The sequence below is a fragment of the Dyella sp. genome (genome assembly GCF_035685885.1).
Lineage (GTDB): Bacteria > Pseudomonadota > Gammaproteobacteria > Xanthomonadales > Rhodanobacteraceae > Dyella.
Window position 1 is genome coordinate 51,526 of sequence record NZ_DASRZX010000150.1, and the last position, 14,412, is coordinate 65,937.

Here is a 14,412-nt window from a genome sequence, read left to right on the forward strand (position 1 = left end):
CGATGGTGCCCATGCGCGCGTGCAGGCACTGTCATCGATCGATGACGAATTCCGCTTGCATGCCTGGTGCGATGGTCAGCGGGTAGGTGCCATGACGCGCGGCTTCACATCCAGTTCGTTGGTGACTTCCTTCACGCCCTGGACGTTGCGCACGATTTCGTCCGCCCTGGCCTTGGCCAATTCGTTCGCCACCAGTCCCCGCAGGACGATGGCGCCCTCGGATGCAATCACCGTGATGTTCTTCACTTCGTTGGCGAGCAGCGGCTGGCTTCCCATCGATTGCTGGATCGCCTTGACCAGTTGTTCGTCGGCAGGTGTTGCCGGACGGGTGGCGCGCAACGGATCGACCTGCGATTGCACCATGTCCGCCGCAGGATTGCTGGAGCGCGCGGATGCGGGCATCGTGGTCTGTGACGCGTCGGCCTGCGTGGCGACGATCAATGCCAGCATGCTGGCGGCAACAGCGGGACGGAAAGACATGACGCGGCCTCCTGGTTCAGGGCGCTGGGTGCGTGCCGTATTAGCCGCCAGCGGCCGTGAACCGTGCGTGGAATCGATGCGGCGCCGCCGCCCGTGGCAATGCGCGAGGGGCTTGCCCGCGGCAGCGCGATGCCGCTTCGCCCGGGATGCGAGGGCCTGACATGGCAGACTCCCCGCATCCGGGCAACGGTCACTTGATGCCGATGATCATCGAATCCGGGCCGACGAGCGGCTCGACGCGAACCTCTCGAAAACCGGCGTCGCGCATCCAGTCGCTGCACTGCGCGCCGGTGTAATCGAAACCGCCTTGCGTTTCGATCAGCATGTTCAGGCTCATCAGCAGGCCGAACGCGTTCTGGCTGCGATCATCATCGATCACCGCGTCATACACGATGAGGCAGCCGCCTTCCGGCAACGCGTCATGGCACTTGGACAACAATGCGCGCTTCTGGGGAAGATTCCAGTCATGCAGGATGTGTCCCATCACCAGCACGTCGGCAGTGGGACAGGCTTCCTCGAAGAAGTCGCCCGGGTAGAAGCGCAGGCGGTCCTGCAGGCCATGCGAGGCGACGTACTCGTCGAATATCGGGCCCACTGCCGGAAGGTCGAAGCCACCACCGCGCAGATGCGGATGGGCCAGCGCCACCTGCACCGGCAGCGCACCCTGGGCGGCGCCGATGTCGATGACGGTACGGTAATCCTGCCACGGGAATTTTTCGGCCATGGCGCGCGCCGCGCCGAGGCTGACGCCGCTCATCGCCTGCAGGAATTCGCGCAGCCCTTCCTCGTTGCTGTAGAGCACTTCGAACGGCGATTGGCCGGGTTTGGCCATGTTCTGCGGCTGGCCGGTGCGCAGCGCGTCACTCAGCGAGCCCCAGTCGCGATAGAGCCGGTTGTTGGCCATCTCCAGCAGACCGCCGACATAGCTCGGCTTGGCCTTGTCGAGGAAGAGATCGGCATCGGGTGCATTGGCGTAGCGGCCGTCGGTGCGCGTGAGCAGCTTGAGTGCCACCAGCGCGTCGAGGAAATCGCGCGTCGAGCGTGGGTGCAGCCGCAGCGCCACGCCGATGTCCACCGCCGAGCGGCTGCCCTTGGCGAGATGGGTGAACAGGCCCAGTTCAACGGCGGAGAGCACCGTCTTGGATGCCCAGAAGCCCAGGCCCAGCTGCAGCAGGTGATCAGGCGTTGGCGTGTTGGTGTGCGCATGCCCGTCGGGCAGGGCGTGGGTGTCGTGCGAAACGTACATGAAGCCTCCAGAGGATTGACACGTCTTCGTGCGCCAATCCCCTGTCATTGCGCGCCATACGAGTTACGTGGGTTGTGGTGGAGGCGCGAATCTAGCGACGCCACGCCACGCGAAAAAGATGACTTTCGACGTTCCGCCGTAAGCCATAGGCCGCGCCTGGTTCGATCGCGGCAGCTGTTTCATATCCATCCGCGATGCAGTCACCGCATCGCGAGATTCGCTTGAAAACAGCGGTTTCGAAGTGGTTGTGCGGCATGCGTACGACATGCGCATCGTTGTCGATGGGTCTGCTGACGAAATCTGGCGTGCAGGGAGCAAGGGCGGAAAGCGAAGTCGTATGACCTAAGACCAGCGCCAAAACCGCATCTTTCGCCGAGGGATTCGATGCGCGAGCGCATCTGCGCATTCCATGCCACGACACCCGCGCCCTCCCAAAACCGGCAGAGCGCGGGTGCCAGGGACTGTCAGCGACTCGCCTTGGCGCTGGCTTCGCGCAGCTTCTCGGCGCATTCCTCACAACACACTTCCACTACCCGACCACCAATGGTCACCTGGATGGCGGAATCGTCCAGCGCGTAGTCGCAAACAGCACAGGTCTTCTCGTTCATGGCTTGTCTCCTGGTGGGGCCCGCAATGGGCAGGTTCAGGAGACCACGCGCGGCCAGTCACGCGCTGTCACATTCTTTAGCCGTTACGCCTGGGTGGATCGACGGAAGTCGGCAGGCGAGCGTCCATAGGCACGGCGGAACGCACTGGTGAAATGGCTGTGGCTGGAAAAACCCAGTTCCGCGGCCAGTGCCGAAAGGTCATCGCAATCGGGCATCAGGTCAAGAGCGCGCGCGAGGCGAAGCTGCAACTGGTAGCGATACAGCGGCATGCCTTCGACCTGCCGAAACACCTGGGTGAGATAGACCGGCGAGCTACCGATCTCCTGGCCAATCTCGGCCAGCGTCCAGCGTCGGGAAAGGTCGCTGGCCAGCAACACCTTCACACGGTCGGCGAGGCGTCGGCGCGCATGGGTGGATGCCGGCGATCGCGAGGTGCGTGGACCCAGACTGCGGCCCACCATGGTGAGCACCAGCGCTTCCGCCTCCAGCGCCTCGATGCTGCCCTGCGCGAGGTGATGGCGAAGCAAGGCCACCAGCGCCTGTGCCCGGGCATCGATGCGTTGCGACTGCACGCCGAATGCCAGCTTGTCCTGACCCTGCAGCAACGGGCGCGGCGCCAGTTCGGCCAGCAGGCTTTCGTTGAGACTCAGCGACAGGCATGCGTCGCCGCCGTCCAGCGGGTGGCTGACCTGATAGCCCTCGTGTGCATTGAAGAACAGCACGTGGTTGGCATCGGCCACCGACTGGTCCGAACCCACATAGCGCAGGTAGACACCGCGATAGGGAAACACCAGCTGGGTCGCCGAAGCGCACTCTTCCGCACTGCGATGCCGGCACTGACCATCGCAGTGCACGTCCCGCAGGACCATCGTTTCCGTCGACAACAGGATCTGTGCGGTGAGGCTCGACATGCGGTGGCGCCTGGAAGGCTTCACGACGGCCGTGGGAGCGACGAGCTTAGCAAGCCCTTGCCGGCATCGCGCGTGCCAACGATGGATAGCTAAAGATTCTGACAGCCCCCTCGTGCCGCCCGTGGTCTCCTTGATGCACCCGATTGGCGGGCTTACCGGAAACCTCTCCATGAATTCCTCGCAACAGGCACGCGCCGAAGCCTTCCGACAGCTGCACGACGCGGCCGAGCCGCTGGTGCTCACCAACGTATGGGATGTCGCCAGTGCACGGATCGTGGAATCCGGCGGTGCCCGTGCCATCGGCACCACCAGCGCAGGCATGGCCTGGTCGCTGGGTTACGCCGATGGCGAGCAGTTGCCCGTCGCGGAATTGCTCGACGCATGCCGTCGCATCTGCCGCGCCGTCGCCGTGCCAGTCACGGTCGACATCGAGCATGGCTACGGGCGCGACGCGAACGAGACCGGCGCCCTGGTGGACGCACTGATCCAGCTGGGCGTGGTGGGCATCAACATCGAGGATGGCATCGCGCCGGAATCGGGTGAACTCAGGGCGGCCAGCGACCTGGTGGAACGCATCGCGGCGGCACGCGCCGTGGCGCGCGACCACGATCTGTCCTTCTTCATCAACGCGCGCATCGATACGTATATCGCGCTTGCGTCGGGCGAGGCACGGTTCGCCGAAACCCTGAAGCGCGCGCTGGTGTATGTGGATGCAGGCGCCGATGGCATCTTCGTACCTGGCCTCGCTGATCCGGCCGAGATCGCGCAGTTGGCACAGCAGCTGCCGGTGCCGCTCAATGCGTACGTCGGCTACGCGGGCGCCCCGTCGGTATCCACGCTCCGGCAACTGGGAGTACGACGCATCAGCCTGGGTTGCGGCCCGATGCAGGCGACCATGGCGCACCTCGCACGCATCGCACGCGAAGCGCTGGAGGAAGGCCGCTACGACACTATGGCGGATCATCTCATGTCGGTGTCGGAGGCCAACAATCTGTTTCCCCGGCACGAACGCATCGTGGCCGACGCGCTTGCCTGAAAGCCGTCACGCACGCGTATCGACAAGCCCGCCGTTCCACGCCGCCCGTTCGGCATCGGACAGCGAAGGCGCCACGGCACGACCCTCCGCGGCGGAGATGATGGCGGCCTCAAGCACCGCCATCACCGAGATCGCCTGCTGCGGCGATACGGGATTGTCGCCCTGCCCGCGCACCGCATCGCGCAATGCCATGTAGTAGCGACGCTGGTCACCCGGTCGCGATGGCATGCGCGTCACCTGCCCGTCGCCATCGTGAAGCAGTAAGTCATCGGCATCGTCGCCCCAACCCGGCGCGCCCGGCGACATGCCGGCCAGCAGTTGCGCTTCCTGTCGATCGGCCAGTGGCTTTACCACGCTGCCGCGCGTGCCATGCACGGTGAAGCGTGGGCTGCCACCCGCGACCAGCATGCTGGCCTGCAGGATCACGCGGCGGCGGCCGTATTCGAGCACCACGTGGGCCCAGTCGGCGACTTCGCCGTGATCGCGCTGCACGGCCAGGCTGGCAAGCACGCGCCCGGGCACGCCAAACAGCAACAGCGCCTGGTCGATCAGGTGCGGACCCAGGTCGTACCACACGCCACTGCCCGGGCCTTGCTGCTCCCGCCAGCGAGCACGCACCTGGGGACGGAAGCGGTCGATGTGCGACTCGAAGTGGGTCACCTCGCCGATCGAGCCATCCTCCATCAGCTTGCGCACACCAAGGAAATCGCTGTCCCAACGACGATTCTGGAATACCGACAACACGCGCCGCTCGCGCGCGGCAACCTCGGCCAATGCGCGTGCCTGCACCACATCGAGCGCAAACGGCTTGTCGACCACCACATGCTTGCCCGCCTCCATCGCCGCGCGAGCCAGCGGCTCATGCGTGTCGTTGGGCGAGGCGATCACGACGACGTCGATGGCGGCATCGGCGAACGCAGCGCGCGCATCGTCCACCACGGTCACGTCGGGAATATCCGCATGCACCTTGCCTGGATCGCGCGATACCACGGTGGCCAGCTCAAGTCCGGGCACGCTGCGGATCAGCGGGGCATGGAAGGTCTTGCCGGCATAGCCGTAGCCGACCAGGGCGACGCGCAGGGATGGCTGGTCTTTCATGGGCGTCCATAGAGATGGCTGGCCCACCATGGTATGCCATGGCCATCACGCCCCTGTGATTTCGCGTGGCTCTAACAACGCGACGCGCACCATCCGCGCGTCCGTCCATCAGGAAAGCCGCCATGCCGACCCGCTCCGTCGCCGCCCGAGCCCTGATCGCCACGCTCAGCCTGGGTGTCGCAGCACATGCACAGGACACGCCCGCCAACGCGCCGCAAGCCAAGCGCACCGTGCTCGACAAGCACGACCAGAGCGGCGTGCCGGGCAAGGAAATCATCATCGGCACGGCGGAGCTTCCGGCCGGCGCCGTAATCGGCTGGCACATGCACGATGGCGATGAATCGGGCTACGTGCTGCGGGGCAACCTCGTGTTGAAGACACGCGGCCAGCCCGACCAGGTACTGAAAGCGGGCGACCACTTCTTCAACCCACGCGGCGCCGTGCACAGCCTGGCCGCCGCGCCCGGCGGCGACGGCGGTACGGCGCTGTCGACATGGATCATCGACAAGGGCAAGCCGCTGGCCGAGCCGGTGAAGTAGCCATGTTCACCCACAGGATGGCGACGGCGCGAAGCACGTCAAGACCGCGAAGGCGCCTGGCTTGATGACGATGAGTGGTTGAGTTCATCGCGCCGCCAGGGCAGCGCGCAGCGAGTCGACATAGGTACGGCTGGCACGCAGGGGCGTGCCGTCTTTCAGGCGGAGCAGGCAATCGCGATTGGAGAGTGACTCCAGCTCCGCCACACGATCGATACAGACGATGGCGGAGCGGTGCACCCGCATGAACCGGCGTGGATCGAGTCGCTGGCTGAGCTGGTGCAATGGCTCGCGCAGCAGATACATCTGCGAGCCGACATGCAGGCCGGCGTAGTCGTCGTGGGCCTCGATCCAGTCCACGTCATTCACATCGACGATGACGATGCGTTGCCCTACCCTGATGGAGAAGCGCTCGGCCCACGGCCGCTGCGGCGAGGCGTCGTTGTGAGCGCGGTGGCGCATGGCCGCGCGCGCGCGATCCAGCGACTCCCGAAAGCGCAGGTCGTCGATGGGCTTGAGCAGATAGTCCAGCGCGGGCAACTCGAAGGCCGACACGGCGAACTGGTCGTAGGCGGTCAGGAGAATCGCGAGCGGGCGCCGCTCCGGCGCGATACTGCGCAACGCGTCGATGCCGCTGATGCCCGGCATCTGCACATCCATGAATACCAGGTCCGGCTGCAACCGCTCCATCACCCGCACGGCGGCATCGCCGTCGCCCGCGTCGCCCACCCAATCGAGGTCCTTGTGCGCGGCCACCCGGGCACGCACGCCTTCGCGAGCCAACGGTTCGTCGTCCACCACCATCACGCGCATCATGCGCTGCATGCCTAGCGTGCCGTCGCCGGACTGGCGAGGCGCAAGGGCAGCATCAGGCAAACCGTGCAGGCGCCTTCCTGGTTCACCTGGAAGCTCACGCTGTGCTGGCCGGGATAGAGCGTCCCCAGGCGCTGACGCACATTCGCCAGGCCGATCGCGGTCGATCGCTGCGCGCGCTCATCCGACGAGGCGGGAACACCATCGTTGTGCAGCTCGATGCGGAGCAGATGCTGCTCACTCTCGATGTTGAGGCGCATCGCGCCACCCTCTGCGCGAAGGGCGATGCCATGGCGGATGGCGTTCTCTACAAGGGGTTGCAGCAGCAGCGGCGGCACCTGTGCCTGCAGCAGTCCCGGCCCCAGGTGCAGCGCGACCTGCAGGCGCGCGCCGAGCCGGGCCTTCTCGATATCCAGATAGTGCTCGGTGAGCGACAGCTCCTCGGCCAGGGGCACCTCGCGCTGCTCGCTGCGTTCCAGCGTGGCCCGCAACAGGTCGCCGAGCCGGGCGATCATGCGATTGGCATCGCCTCCGCGCCCACCGGCCACCAGGGCAGAGATGCTGTTGAGGGTGTTGAAGAGAAAGTGCGGGTGCAACTGGTACTGAAGCGCGCGCAACTCCGCCTCGCGCGCCAGCGCCACGGCCTCGGCCTCGCGCTGACGCGAGTGCTGCAACGCGTTGTAGTGGAGCAGCAGCGCGTGGATGGCGCAGTAGGCGATAAGTGCCAGCCAGCAGCCGTCCAGTCCTGCAAAGGCGCGCTGAAGCGAAAAAGCCGGCACCAGTTTCCAATGCACCGCGGCGGCCTGGGCGATGGCGTTGTTGATCACCGAGGGCACGTAGGTCGCCAGCAGCAAAAGTGGCATGGCGGTGCGAGCCCGGGTACCGCGTTCCCACATGCAACGCTGCAACAGGCAGAGTGGAAGGACCCAAGCCAGGAACGTTGCCGCGTAGAAAGCCCGAAATGCGCCCGCGTACGCGTGGCCGAGTTCGGGCAGCGCCATGACGCCCATGCACATCGCAACGGGAAGAGCGGCCAACAGTGAGACCTTCAATGGCAGCCCTGCCGACTGCCCGGTGAACGGAGCGCGCGTCATCCCGATACTCGTAGTGCGCCGCCCGTGCCGGTGGACGCTCGATGCACCGTATATCCCCTGTCAAGGATTGTCATCAAGCACGACCGAAAACAGCATCGCGCTGATCTTCCAGCCATCGTCGGTGTTCACCAGCTGCCAGGTTTCCGCACCGTGGTTGGTGACCTTGCCATCCGCGAGGAAGCGGTAGTCGAAATACACGGTACCGACCACGCCATCGGTCTCGATACGGACGTTGTCGAAGGTCTCCTCGATCGGCTTCGGCGACGAACCGACGAACTTGGCGAACTGCTCGTAGTTGCCCGGGATGAACTGCCTCGCCTTGGGCTCCCTGGTGCGCACCTTGGCAAGCGATGCCTTGTCCAGGCCCTGCAACCATGAGCCGCCGGGCAGGAACAGACTGTGCATCGTCTCGCCGTCCCTGGCGCGGATGGCGCCCTTGAAGCGTTCGACCAGTTGCCGGATCTGCGAGCTGTCGGCGGCATGAGAGCCGACGGCGTGCTCCGCGGCGTGCAGCGGCAAGGCGAACAGGGCGACAAAACCCCATACGGGCCAGACTGGCTTCATGGTGCAACTCCCTTGGCGGTTGGCGACAGGCGCTATTACGCCCAGCGCCGAATCAGGGAGCCAGCGTTATGCGGCGGATCGTGCCCGGGGTGCGGTAAGTCGTTTCCGCACGGGCACGCCTACGCAACCGCGGCGGAAACTTTTCTTCGACGAAGCTTCCGCCGCCGATTCTCATGCAGCAGTCCGTAGCCACCACGTGGCATCACGATCCCGGGTGATACGTCCGCTCGACGTGGCCTTGCAGGTCTTCCGGCCAGAAGTACACCTTGCGCAGGTTGCCGGTGGTGTAGCGCTCGGCTTCGTCGTTGAAGTGCGGTGAATCCGGATGGCCGCTTTCGCCGCCGGCGGTGATGGCGCGGGCGCGTACCTTGTCGCCGAACTCCACCACGGCGACGAAGCTGTTGCCGCTGGTGCCGTAGTAGCGGCGCGTGCCCGGCCAGCGATGTGCGCCAAACGAGGCCAGCGAACCCCAGCGCGATGAGACGAACGGCACCGGGATGCTCGGCTTGCCGTCATCGAACGGCTGCTGCAGTTCACCGTTGAGGCGCTGGTAGCGATTCACTTCGCCCCACGGCACGCCCCAGCTGCCGAAATCCTTCTCCAGGCGATCGGCCGCTTCCGCCAGCGCGCCCAGGCGCGCCTTCGGGCCGGCTTTTTCCGCCATGATGTCGTAGACCGACAGGCTTTCCGCCGCATCGGACTTGTCCAACTCATCCCACAGCGTGTCGCCCCAGAACACCGCCAGCGAGGTCGGCATGGAAGCGATGCCCCAGCGATAGTCCCAGCCGCGCAGCAGCGCGATGGGGCCGGCGAGTTTCTTCTTCAACGGATCGGTGGCGGGCAATGCATCGTAGTCACCGATCAGGATCGGCAGCTGGCGCGCGAAGGCCGGCAGGTACGAGTCGAACGCGGACGTGATCAGCGAGGCCATGGTGAAGTCGTGCTTGTCGCTCAGCACCATGGTGGCGTGGATGCCGCGCGGGTTTTCGCCCACGCTGTCCATGTAGCGCGGATAGTTCTCGCGCCTGGGACTGTTGGCGCCAGCGGCGGAGTACGGCCAGTTGTTGGTGTTCATGATCCAGCCGTTGGCCGGATTGAGCAGATGCGGCGCGCCGTCGAGCGGCAGCAGGCCCTGCCAGTCGGTGGCGGGATCGCTGCCGTCCACGGGCTTGGTGTAGTCGAAGCGGTTGTCGCGCTTGGGGATGAACTGCGGGTGCAGGTACGCGATGTCGCCCTTGTCGTCCGCAAAGATGGTGTTGTTGGACGAGTTGGCCTTGAGCTCGGCGATCTTCATGAAGCTGCCGAAGTCTTTGGCCTTGGTGCGCAGCCAGCTTTGCTCCAGCGCTTCCATCGGCTTGTTCATCAGCGCGGTGGCGATCCACTTGCCGTCCTTCTCGCGCACCACCGGGCCGTGATGCGTGGCGTAGGTGGTAAACGTGCGCTCGCCCATCGAGCCGTCGGCCTTGCGATAGGCCACGCGGATCTCGCGCGTCGTCACCGGACGCTGTTCCTTGCCGTAGCGGTAGCTCAGCTTGCCGCCATCGCGTGAGATCGTCTCGGCGAACTCGTCCACCACGTCGGCGGTGGTCGAGGTGTGCATCCAGCCGATGTGCCTGTTGAACCCCTGGTAGATGAAGAACTGGCCCCAGGTCACCGCGCCATAGGCATCGAGCCCGGCATCGCTGCTCATCTGCAGTTCGGAGCGGAAGAAGAACGAGGTGTGCGGGTTGATCAGCAGCAGCGCGTGGCCATCGGCCGTGAGCTTGGGCGCGATGGCGATGCCGTTGGAGCCGGTGGGCTCGACCCAACTCGACGGCGTGTCGACGAAGGCCACCTTGTCGTCGGTCTTGCCGTAGAACGCCTGCAGGTCCTTGAGCGACACGCGCTCGATGTCGCCACCGATGCTGCCCTCGCTGAAACTCAACGCCATCCACGGCTCGAAGTGGGCGATCACGCGCGGATGCACGTCCGGATGCGTGGCGAGGTAGTAGTTGAGGCCATCGGCCCAGGCATTCATCAACGTCTGCAGCCACGCCGGGCTCTTCGCGTAGAGACGCTTCAGCTCGGTGGAATCGATCCACAACTGCTGCCGCAGATCCGACCAGATCGCCTGCTCGCCTTCCGCCTGCGCCAGCCAGCCGAGCGAGTTGAGATAGTTCGTCTCGACGCGATTGAAGTCGTCCTCGGCCTGCGTATAGGCGATGCCGAATACCGCGTCGGCATCGGTCTTGCCGTGTACGTGGGCGATGCCCCAGTCGTCGCGCGTGATGTTGACGGCCTTGGCTTCGGCTTGCCAGCGGGATGCGTCAGAGCTGGCCGCGTGGACTGGTGTGACCAAGCCCAGTGCAAGCAGAGCAGCGAACGACAGCGGGTTAAGCGCGCTTTTGAGAAAGCGGGAAGAAGAAATGCCTGTCACCACGTCGTACCTCACAGGGTTGGCATGGGCGCCAGGCGCCCACTTCACGCCGGATAGGAATGTCATTCCCGTCATCCCGGCGCGCCACAAAGGGGGCAAGGGCCGGGATGACGAGCCAGAAAATTACGGCATCGCGTAGCTGTTATTGCCCCGATCCGCATCCGGCAACTTGTGATCCGGATCGAGCGTGAGCTTGCTGATGCGCTTGCTCGTGTGCAGCGCCAGCTTCGGCGTCGCGCTCTGGCGCCACGCCTCAACTGGAACGCGAGTGTCCTCGTGCGTGCCATCGGCGAAATCGATGCGCAGCGTGGCAGGCATCACCAGCTTCTGCCTGCTCGCCAGCGTCGCCACCGCGCCCTTCGCCGGGTCGTTGTCGACGTAGCTGGCGGCCGTGATGCCCATGTCCAGCTGCCAGTTGTTGAGGTACCAGCCGCGCCACCACCAGGAGAGATCCTCGCCCGCCTCGCTGCTCATGAAGCGGAAGAAGTCGGACGGCGACGGATGGTGGTACGCCCACGTGGCGATGTACTTGCGGAACGCAGGATCGAAACGCTCGGGTCCGAGGATCTGTTCGCGCAACAGCACCAGGCCGAGCGCGCCCTTGAAGTAGCTCACCGAGTGGCGGTACTTCTCGGACACGGAGTCGGCCGGCGCCATCATCGTCGGCGCGTTGGCATCGGCCAGCAGCGGCAGGATCTCGTCAACCGGGTTGCCGCCCTTGGGCGCGTATTCGCTATCGCGCTTGGGTGCGAATTCGCCCTTGTTGAACGCATCGGACGCGTACACGTCGATGAAGGTGTTGAAGCCTTCGTCCATGAACGCGTGGCGACGCTCGTCCGAGCCCACGATCATCGGGAACCAGGTATGGCCGATCTCGTGCGCGGTGATCCAGAACAGCATCGGACCCTTGTCTTCGTAACCGTCGAACACGATGCCCGGATATTCCATGCCCGCACCCTGCCCGCCGAGGTTGATCGCGGCCGGCCACGGGTACGGATACCACTTCGACGAAAAGTGCTCGATCGCGCCCTTCACGTATTCGGTGGAGCGATCCCACTTGTCCTTGCCCACGCCCTCGACCGGATACACCGACATGGCGAGCGAGTGCTTGCCCTCGGGCAGGTTGATGCGCGCCGCGTCCCAAACGAACGCGGGCGATGCTGCGAAAGCGATGTCGCGCGTGTGGTCCATGTGGAAACGCCAGGTCTGCGTGCCACTCTGCTTTGGACGGCTGGACGGATCGTTCACTTCCTCCGGCGTGCGGATCATCACCGTGGCGTCGCTCTGCGCAGCCTGCACCAGACGCTGCTGCTGCGTGGTGGTGAGCACGTCCTTGGGATTGACCAGCGCGCCGGAGCCGGCGACGAGGTAATTCCACGGCACAGTCACGGCGTAGTCGATATCGCCGTATTCCAGGTAGAACTCCGAACCCAGGTAGGGCAGCGTGTCCCAGCCGCGCAGGTCGTCGTACACCGCCATGCGCGGAAACCACTGCGCGATCTCGTAGATGTCGCCGTTCCTGGTCGGCGTCACCGCGGTGCGTCCACCCCAGACACCGGGCACGGTGTAGTGGTAGCGGATGCGCAGCTTCAGCTGCTTGCCGTTGCCGGCCAGTGCTGTTGGCAGGTCCACGCGCAAGCGCGTGTCATCGACGAGGAAATGCACTGGCTTGCCGTCCACTTCGACGGCATCGAGCTGGTAGCCCTCGGTGAATTCCTTGCGTGGGCGCGGCGAGGTGAGCGTGCCGCGCGAGTCGCGGCGATATGCGTTCTGGTCCAGCTGTACCCACAGCACGTCGAGCGTATCGGGGCTGCGGTTGGTATAGGTGATGGTCTCGTCGCCGCGCAGCGTGTGCGTGGCGGGTTCGATCTCGGCCTGGATGGTGTAGTCCACGCGGTTCTGCCAGAACAGCGGACCTGGCTTGCCGGAACCGGCGCGGAAGGCATTGGCGGGGTTCGGCAGGGAGAGCGGCGCAAACAGCGCCTGCGGGTCGAAGCCGGCGTCCGCACCGTCGGCATGGGCCGGCATCTGCGCAACGCCAGCCACAAGCAGGCCCGCCGCGACGCGGCCAGCCAGGGCAAGTTTCTTCATCGGGCGGTTTCCTTCGGCTCCCCAGTATCACCGGACACTATAGGAAGCGTCCGGGCCGGTGAACCGGGCCAATCGTCATGGTCACTGGCGCAGCTTCGTGCGATGCCGGCGGCCATGGGGCGGTAGAATGGCGGCATGAGTACTCCCGAACATTCCCCGCTCGGCAAGACCACCGTCTACGCCGACCGTTACGACCCTACCCTGCTGTTTCCCATCCCGCGCAGCGGCAAGCGCGACGAGATCGGCGTGAGCCTGCCGCTGCCGTTCCACGGCGTGGACGTGTGGAACGCCTACGAGCTGTCCTGGCTGGATGCGCGTGGCAAGCCTGTGGTGGCGCTGGCCGAGTTCCGCGTGCCGGCCGAATCACCCAACATCATCGAGTCCAAGTCGTTCAAGCTCTACCTCAACGGCTTCTCGCAAGAGCGCGTCGCCGACGCGGATAGGCTGGTCGCCACGCTGGTGCGCGACCTCAGCGCAGCAGCGGGCGCAGCGGTGCAGGTCGTGCTCACCGATGCGAGCGAGCGCGGACATGCCGTGACCGACCTCGCAGGCACGCTGCTGGACGATCAGCCCCTGGAGATCGACGACTACGGCCCGCCCCGCGCCGATTACCTGACAGCCGCGGCAGGCGACGCCGTCGTCGAGGAAGCGCTGGTGTCGAACCTGCTGCGCTCCAACTGCCCGGTGACGGGGCAGCCGGACTGGGGCAGCGTGCAGATCCGTTATCGCGGCGCGCGCATCGATCATGCCGGGCTGCTGCGTTATCTCATCTCCTTCCGCAACCACAACGAATTCCACGAGCAATGCGTGGAACGCATCTTCGTCGACGTGATGGCGCGCTGCCGGCCGCAGCAGTTGAGTGTGTATGCGCGCTATACGCGTCGCGGCGGCCTGGACATCAACCCGTATCGCAGCACCGGCGTCGAAACGCCGGAGAATCCGCGCGGCGCGAGGCAATAATGGCGTCGCGGCATGGCGGGTCCGTGAAGGTAATGTTCAACAGGCATTGCTAACCGGCGCTTCAGTCCCGGGGTAATAGCCTGTTTTTCCATGAAGCACCGGATGACGGGCACGACCCGCCAGGTGTAGTCCGCCACCAGCCACGGGGTTTGTCATGAAAATCCAGGCACGAAATCCGGTCTTGCATTGCGCGATCCTTGCCGGCCTGCTGATGCTCAGTGCATGCGGCAAGAACGATCAGCAAACCAACGTGCCGCCACCCGGCGCGCCCTCCACCAGCGCCCCAACACCCGCCGCACCAGCGCCAACCAGCAGCACGCCCACAGCGCCAGCGCCCGCGATGACTACGCCGCCGCCCGCAGCCACCTCGCCGGCGTCGGCGAGCACGTCGGGCAAGTCCGCCAGCGTCAAGCCGGAAGACATCAAGGTGACTTCCGTGACGATCGGCAGCGCGGTCGACGCTTCGCTTGCCATCAGCAAGGAGCAGCGCAACTTCGCGCCGCAGGACAAGGATATCTATGCCAGCGTCGCCACCACGGGCACCACGCAGAACGCCACG

Annotated in this window: 14 protein-coding genes; 3 read left to right on the forward strand and 11 right to left on the reverse strand. The window is 65.3% G+C overall.

Annotated elements, in window-relative coordinates; translation table 11 throughout:
• Positions 1-75: 75 nt before the first annotated feature.
• The 4 genes from VFG49_RS17260 to VFG49_RS17275 all read right to left on the reverse strand — a co-directional run bounded on the left by VFG49_RS17260 (position 76) and on the right by VFG49_RS17275 (position 3,245).
• Positions 76-480: a BON domain-containing protein gene (locus VFG49_RS17260; protein WP_324862823.1), complete on the reverse strand. Its 405-nt coding sequence runs from the start codon at positions 478-480 to the stop codon at positions 76-78.
• A 190-nt stretch (positions 481-670) separates the two neighbouring features.
• Positions 671-1,726, reverse strand: a complete 1,056-nt coding sequence (locus VFG49_RS17265) for a methyltransferase (RefSeq protein ID WP_324862825.1) — start codon at positions 1,724-1,726, stop codon at positions 671-673.
• Positions 1,727-2,190: 464 nt separating this feature from the next.
• Positions 2,191-2,334 carry a hypothetical protein gene (locus tag VFG49_RS17270; protein WP_324862827.1) on the reverse strand — a complete coding sequence of 48 codons (144 nt, stop codon included), beginning with the start codon at positions 2,332-2,334 and terminating at the stop codon, positions 2,191-2,193.
• Positions 2,335-2,417: 83 nt separating this feature from the next.
• Complete coding sequence (locus VFG49_RS17275; RefSeq protein ID WP_324862829.1) at positions 2,418-3,245, reverse strand: AraC family transcriptional regulator; 828 nt, start codon at positions 3,243-3,245, stop codon at positions 2,418-2,420.
• A 169-nt stretch (positions 3,246-3,414) separates the two neighbouring features.
• Between VFG49_RS17275 and VFG49_RS17280 the strand changes: the two genes are divergently transcribed.
• Complete coding sequence (locus VFG49_RS17280) at positions 3,415-4,281, forward strand: isocitrate lyase/phosphoenolpyruvate mutase family protein (protein ID WP_324862831.1); 867 nt, start codon at positions 3,415-3,417, stop codon at positions 4,279-4,281.
• A 6-nt stretch (positions 4,282-4,287) separates the two neighbouring features.
• Here VFG49_RS17280 and VFG49_RS17285 read toward each other — a convergent pair whose 3' ends face one another.
• Positions 4,288-5,379, reverse strand: coding sequence for an oxidoreductase (locus tag VFG49_RS17285; protein WP_324862833.1), 1,092 nt, complete (start codon positions 5,377-5,379; stop codon positions 4,288-4,290).
• Positions 5,380-5,501: 122 nt separating this feature from the next.
• Between VFG49_RS17285 and VFG49_RS17290 the strand changes: the two genes are divergently transcribed.
• Positions 5,502-5,918: a cupin domain-containing protein gene (locus VFG49_RS17290; RefSeq protein ID WP_324862835.1), complete on the forward strand. Its 417-nt coding sequence runs from the start codon at positions 5,502-5,504 to the stop codon at positions 5,916-5,918.
• 84 nt (positions 5,919-6,002) lie between these two features.
• Here VFG49_RS17290 and VFG49_RS17295 read toward each other — a convergent pair whose 3' ends face one another.
• The 5 genes from VFG49_RS17295 to VFG49_RS17315 all read right to left on the reverse strand — a co-directional run bounded on the left by VFG49_RS17295 (position 6,003) and on the right by VFG49_RS17315 (position 12,893).
• A complete protein-coding gene (locus tag VFG49_RS17295; protein ID WP_324862838.1) occupies positions 6,003-6,740 on the reverse strand; it encodes a LytTR family DNA-binding domain-containing protein in 738 nt (245 codons plus the stop codon).
• A 2-nt stretch (positions 6,741-6,742) separates the two neighbouring features.
• The gene (locus tag VFG49_RS17300; protein WP_324862841.1) at positions 6,743-7,591 is read right to left on the reverse strand and encodes a sensor histidine kinase; all 849 of its coding nucleotides are present in this window, start codon (positions 7,589-7,591) and stop codon (positions 6,743-6,745) included.
• Positions 7,592-7,882: 291 nt separating this feature from the next.
• Positions 7,883-8,386, reverse strand: a complete 504-nt coding sequence (locus VFG49_RS17305; protein WP_324862844.1) for a nuclear transport factor 2 family protein — start codon at positions 8,384-8,386, stop codon at positions 7,883-7,885.
• A 202-nt stretch (positions 8,387-8,588) separates the two neighbouring features.
• Positions 8,589-10,868, reverse strand: coding sequence for a penicillin acylase family protein (locus VFG49_RS17310; protein ID WP_324862846.1), 2,280 nt, complete (start codon positions 10,866-10,868; stop codon positions 8,589-8,591).
• Between the two features lie 57 nt (positions 10,869-10,925).
• Complete coding sequence (locus VFG49_RS17315; protein WP_324862848.1) at positions 10,926-12,893, reverse strand: M1 family metallopeptidase; 1,968 nt, start codon at positions 12,891-12,893, stop codon at positions 10,926-10,928.
• Positions 12,894-13,028: 135 nt separating this feature from the next.
• Here VFG49_RS17315 and queF point away from each other — a divergent pair, with 135 nt between their 5' ends.
• On the forward strand, positions 13,029-13,853 hold the full coding sequence (queF, locus tag VFG49_RS17320; protein WP_324862850.1) for an NADPH-dependent 7-cyano-7-deazaguanine reductase QueF: 825 nt from the start codon (positions 13,029-13,031) through the stop codon (positions 13,851-13,853).
• A gap of 237 nt (positions 13,854-14,090) precedes the next feature.
• Here the strand turns inward: queF and VFG49_RS17325 are convergent, their stop codons facing one another.
• The gene (locus tag VFG49_RS17325; RefSeq protein ID WP_324862853.1) at positions 14,091-14,276 is read right to left on the reverse strand and encodes a hypothetical protein; all 186 of its coding nucleotides are present in this window, start codon (positions 14,274-14,276) and stop codon (positions 14,091-14,093) included.
• Positions 14,277-14,412: the final 136 nt, after the last annotated feature.

Bases quoted from the DNA above. Each gene is read 5' to 3' on its own strand.
- VFG49_RS17285 (WP_324862833.1), bottom strand. From the start codon at position 5,379: ATGAAAGACCAGCCATCCCTGCGCGTCGCCCTGGTCGGCTACGGCTAT.
- VFG49_RS17290 (WP_324862835.1), top strand. From the start codon at position 5,502: ATGCCGACCCGCTCCGTCGCCGCCCGAGCCCTGATCGCCACGCTCAGC.
- VFG49_RS17280 (WP_324862831.1), top strand. From the start codon at position 3,415: ATGAATTCCTCGCAACAGGCACGCGCCGAAGCCTTCCGACAGCTGCAC.
- VFG49_RS17295 (WP_324862838.1), bottom strand. From the start codon at position 6,740: ATGCAGCGCATGATGCGCGTGATGGTGGTGGACGACGAACCGTTGGCT.
- VFG49_RS17300 (WP_324862841.1), bottom strand. From the start codon at position 7,591: ATGCCACTTTTGCTGCTGGCGACCTACGTGCCCTCGGTGATCAACAAC.
- queF (WP_324862850.1), top strand. From the start codon at position 13,029: ATGAGTACTCCCGAACATTCCCCGCTCGGCAAGACCACCGTCTACGCC.
- VFG49_RS17315 (WP_324862848.1), bottom strand. From the start codon at position 12,893: ATGAAGAAACTTGCCCTGGCTGGCCGCGTCGCGGCGGGCCTGCTTGTG.
- VFG49_RS17275 (WP_324862829.1), bottom strand. From the start codon at position 3,245: ATGTCGAGCCTCACCGCACAGATCCTGTTGTCGACGGAAACGATGGTC.
- VFG49_RS17270 (WP_324862827.1), bottom strand. From the start codon at position 2,334: ATGAACGAGAAGACCTGTGCTGTTTGCGACTACGCGCTGGACGATTCC.
- VFG49_RS17260 (WP_324862823.1), bottom strand. From the start codon at position 480: ATGTCTTTCCGTCCCGCTGTTGCCGCCAGCATGCTGGCATTGATCGTC.
- VFG49_RS17265 (WP_324862825.1), bottom strand. From the start codon at position 1,726: ATGTACGTTTCGCACGACACCCACGCCCTGCCCGACGGGCATGCGCAC.
- VFG49_RS17310 (WP_324862846.1), bottom strand. From the start codon at position 10,868: ATGACATTCCTATCCGGCGTGAAGTGGGCGCCTGGCGCCCATGCCAAC.
- VFG49_RS17305 (WP_324862844.1), bottom strand. From the start codon at position 8,386: ATGAAGCCAGTCTGGCCCGTATGGGGTTTTGTCGCCCTGTTCGCCTTG.
- VFG49_RS17325 (WP_324862853.1), bottom strand. From the start codon at position 14,276: ATGTCTTCCGGCTTGACGCTGGCGGACTTGCCCGACGTGCTCGCCGAC.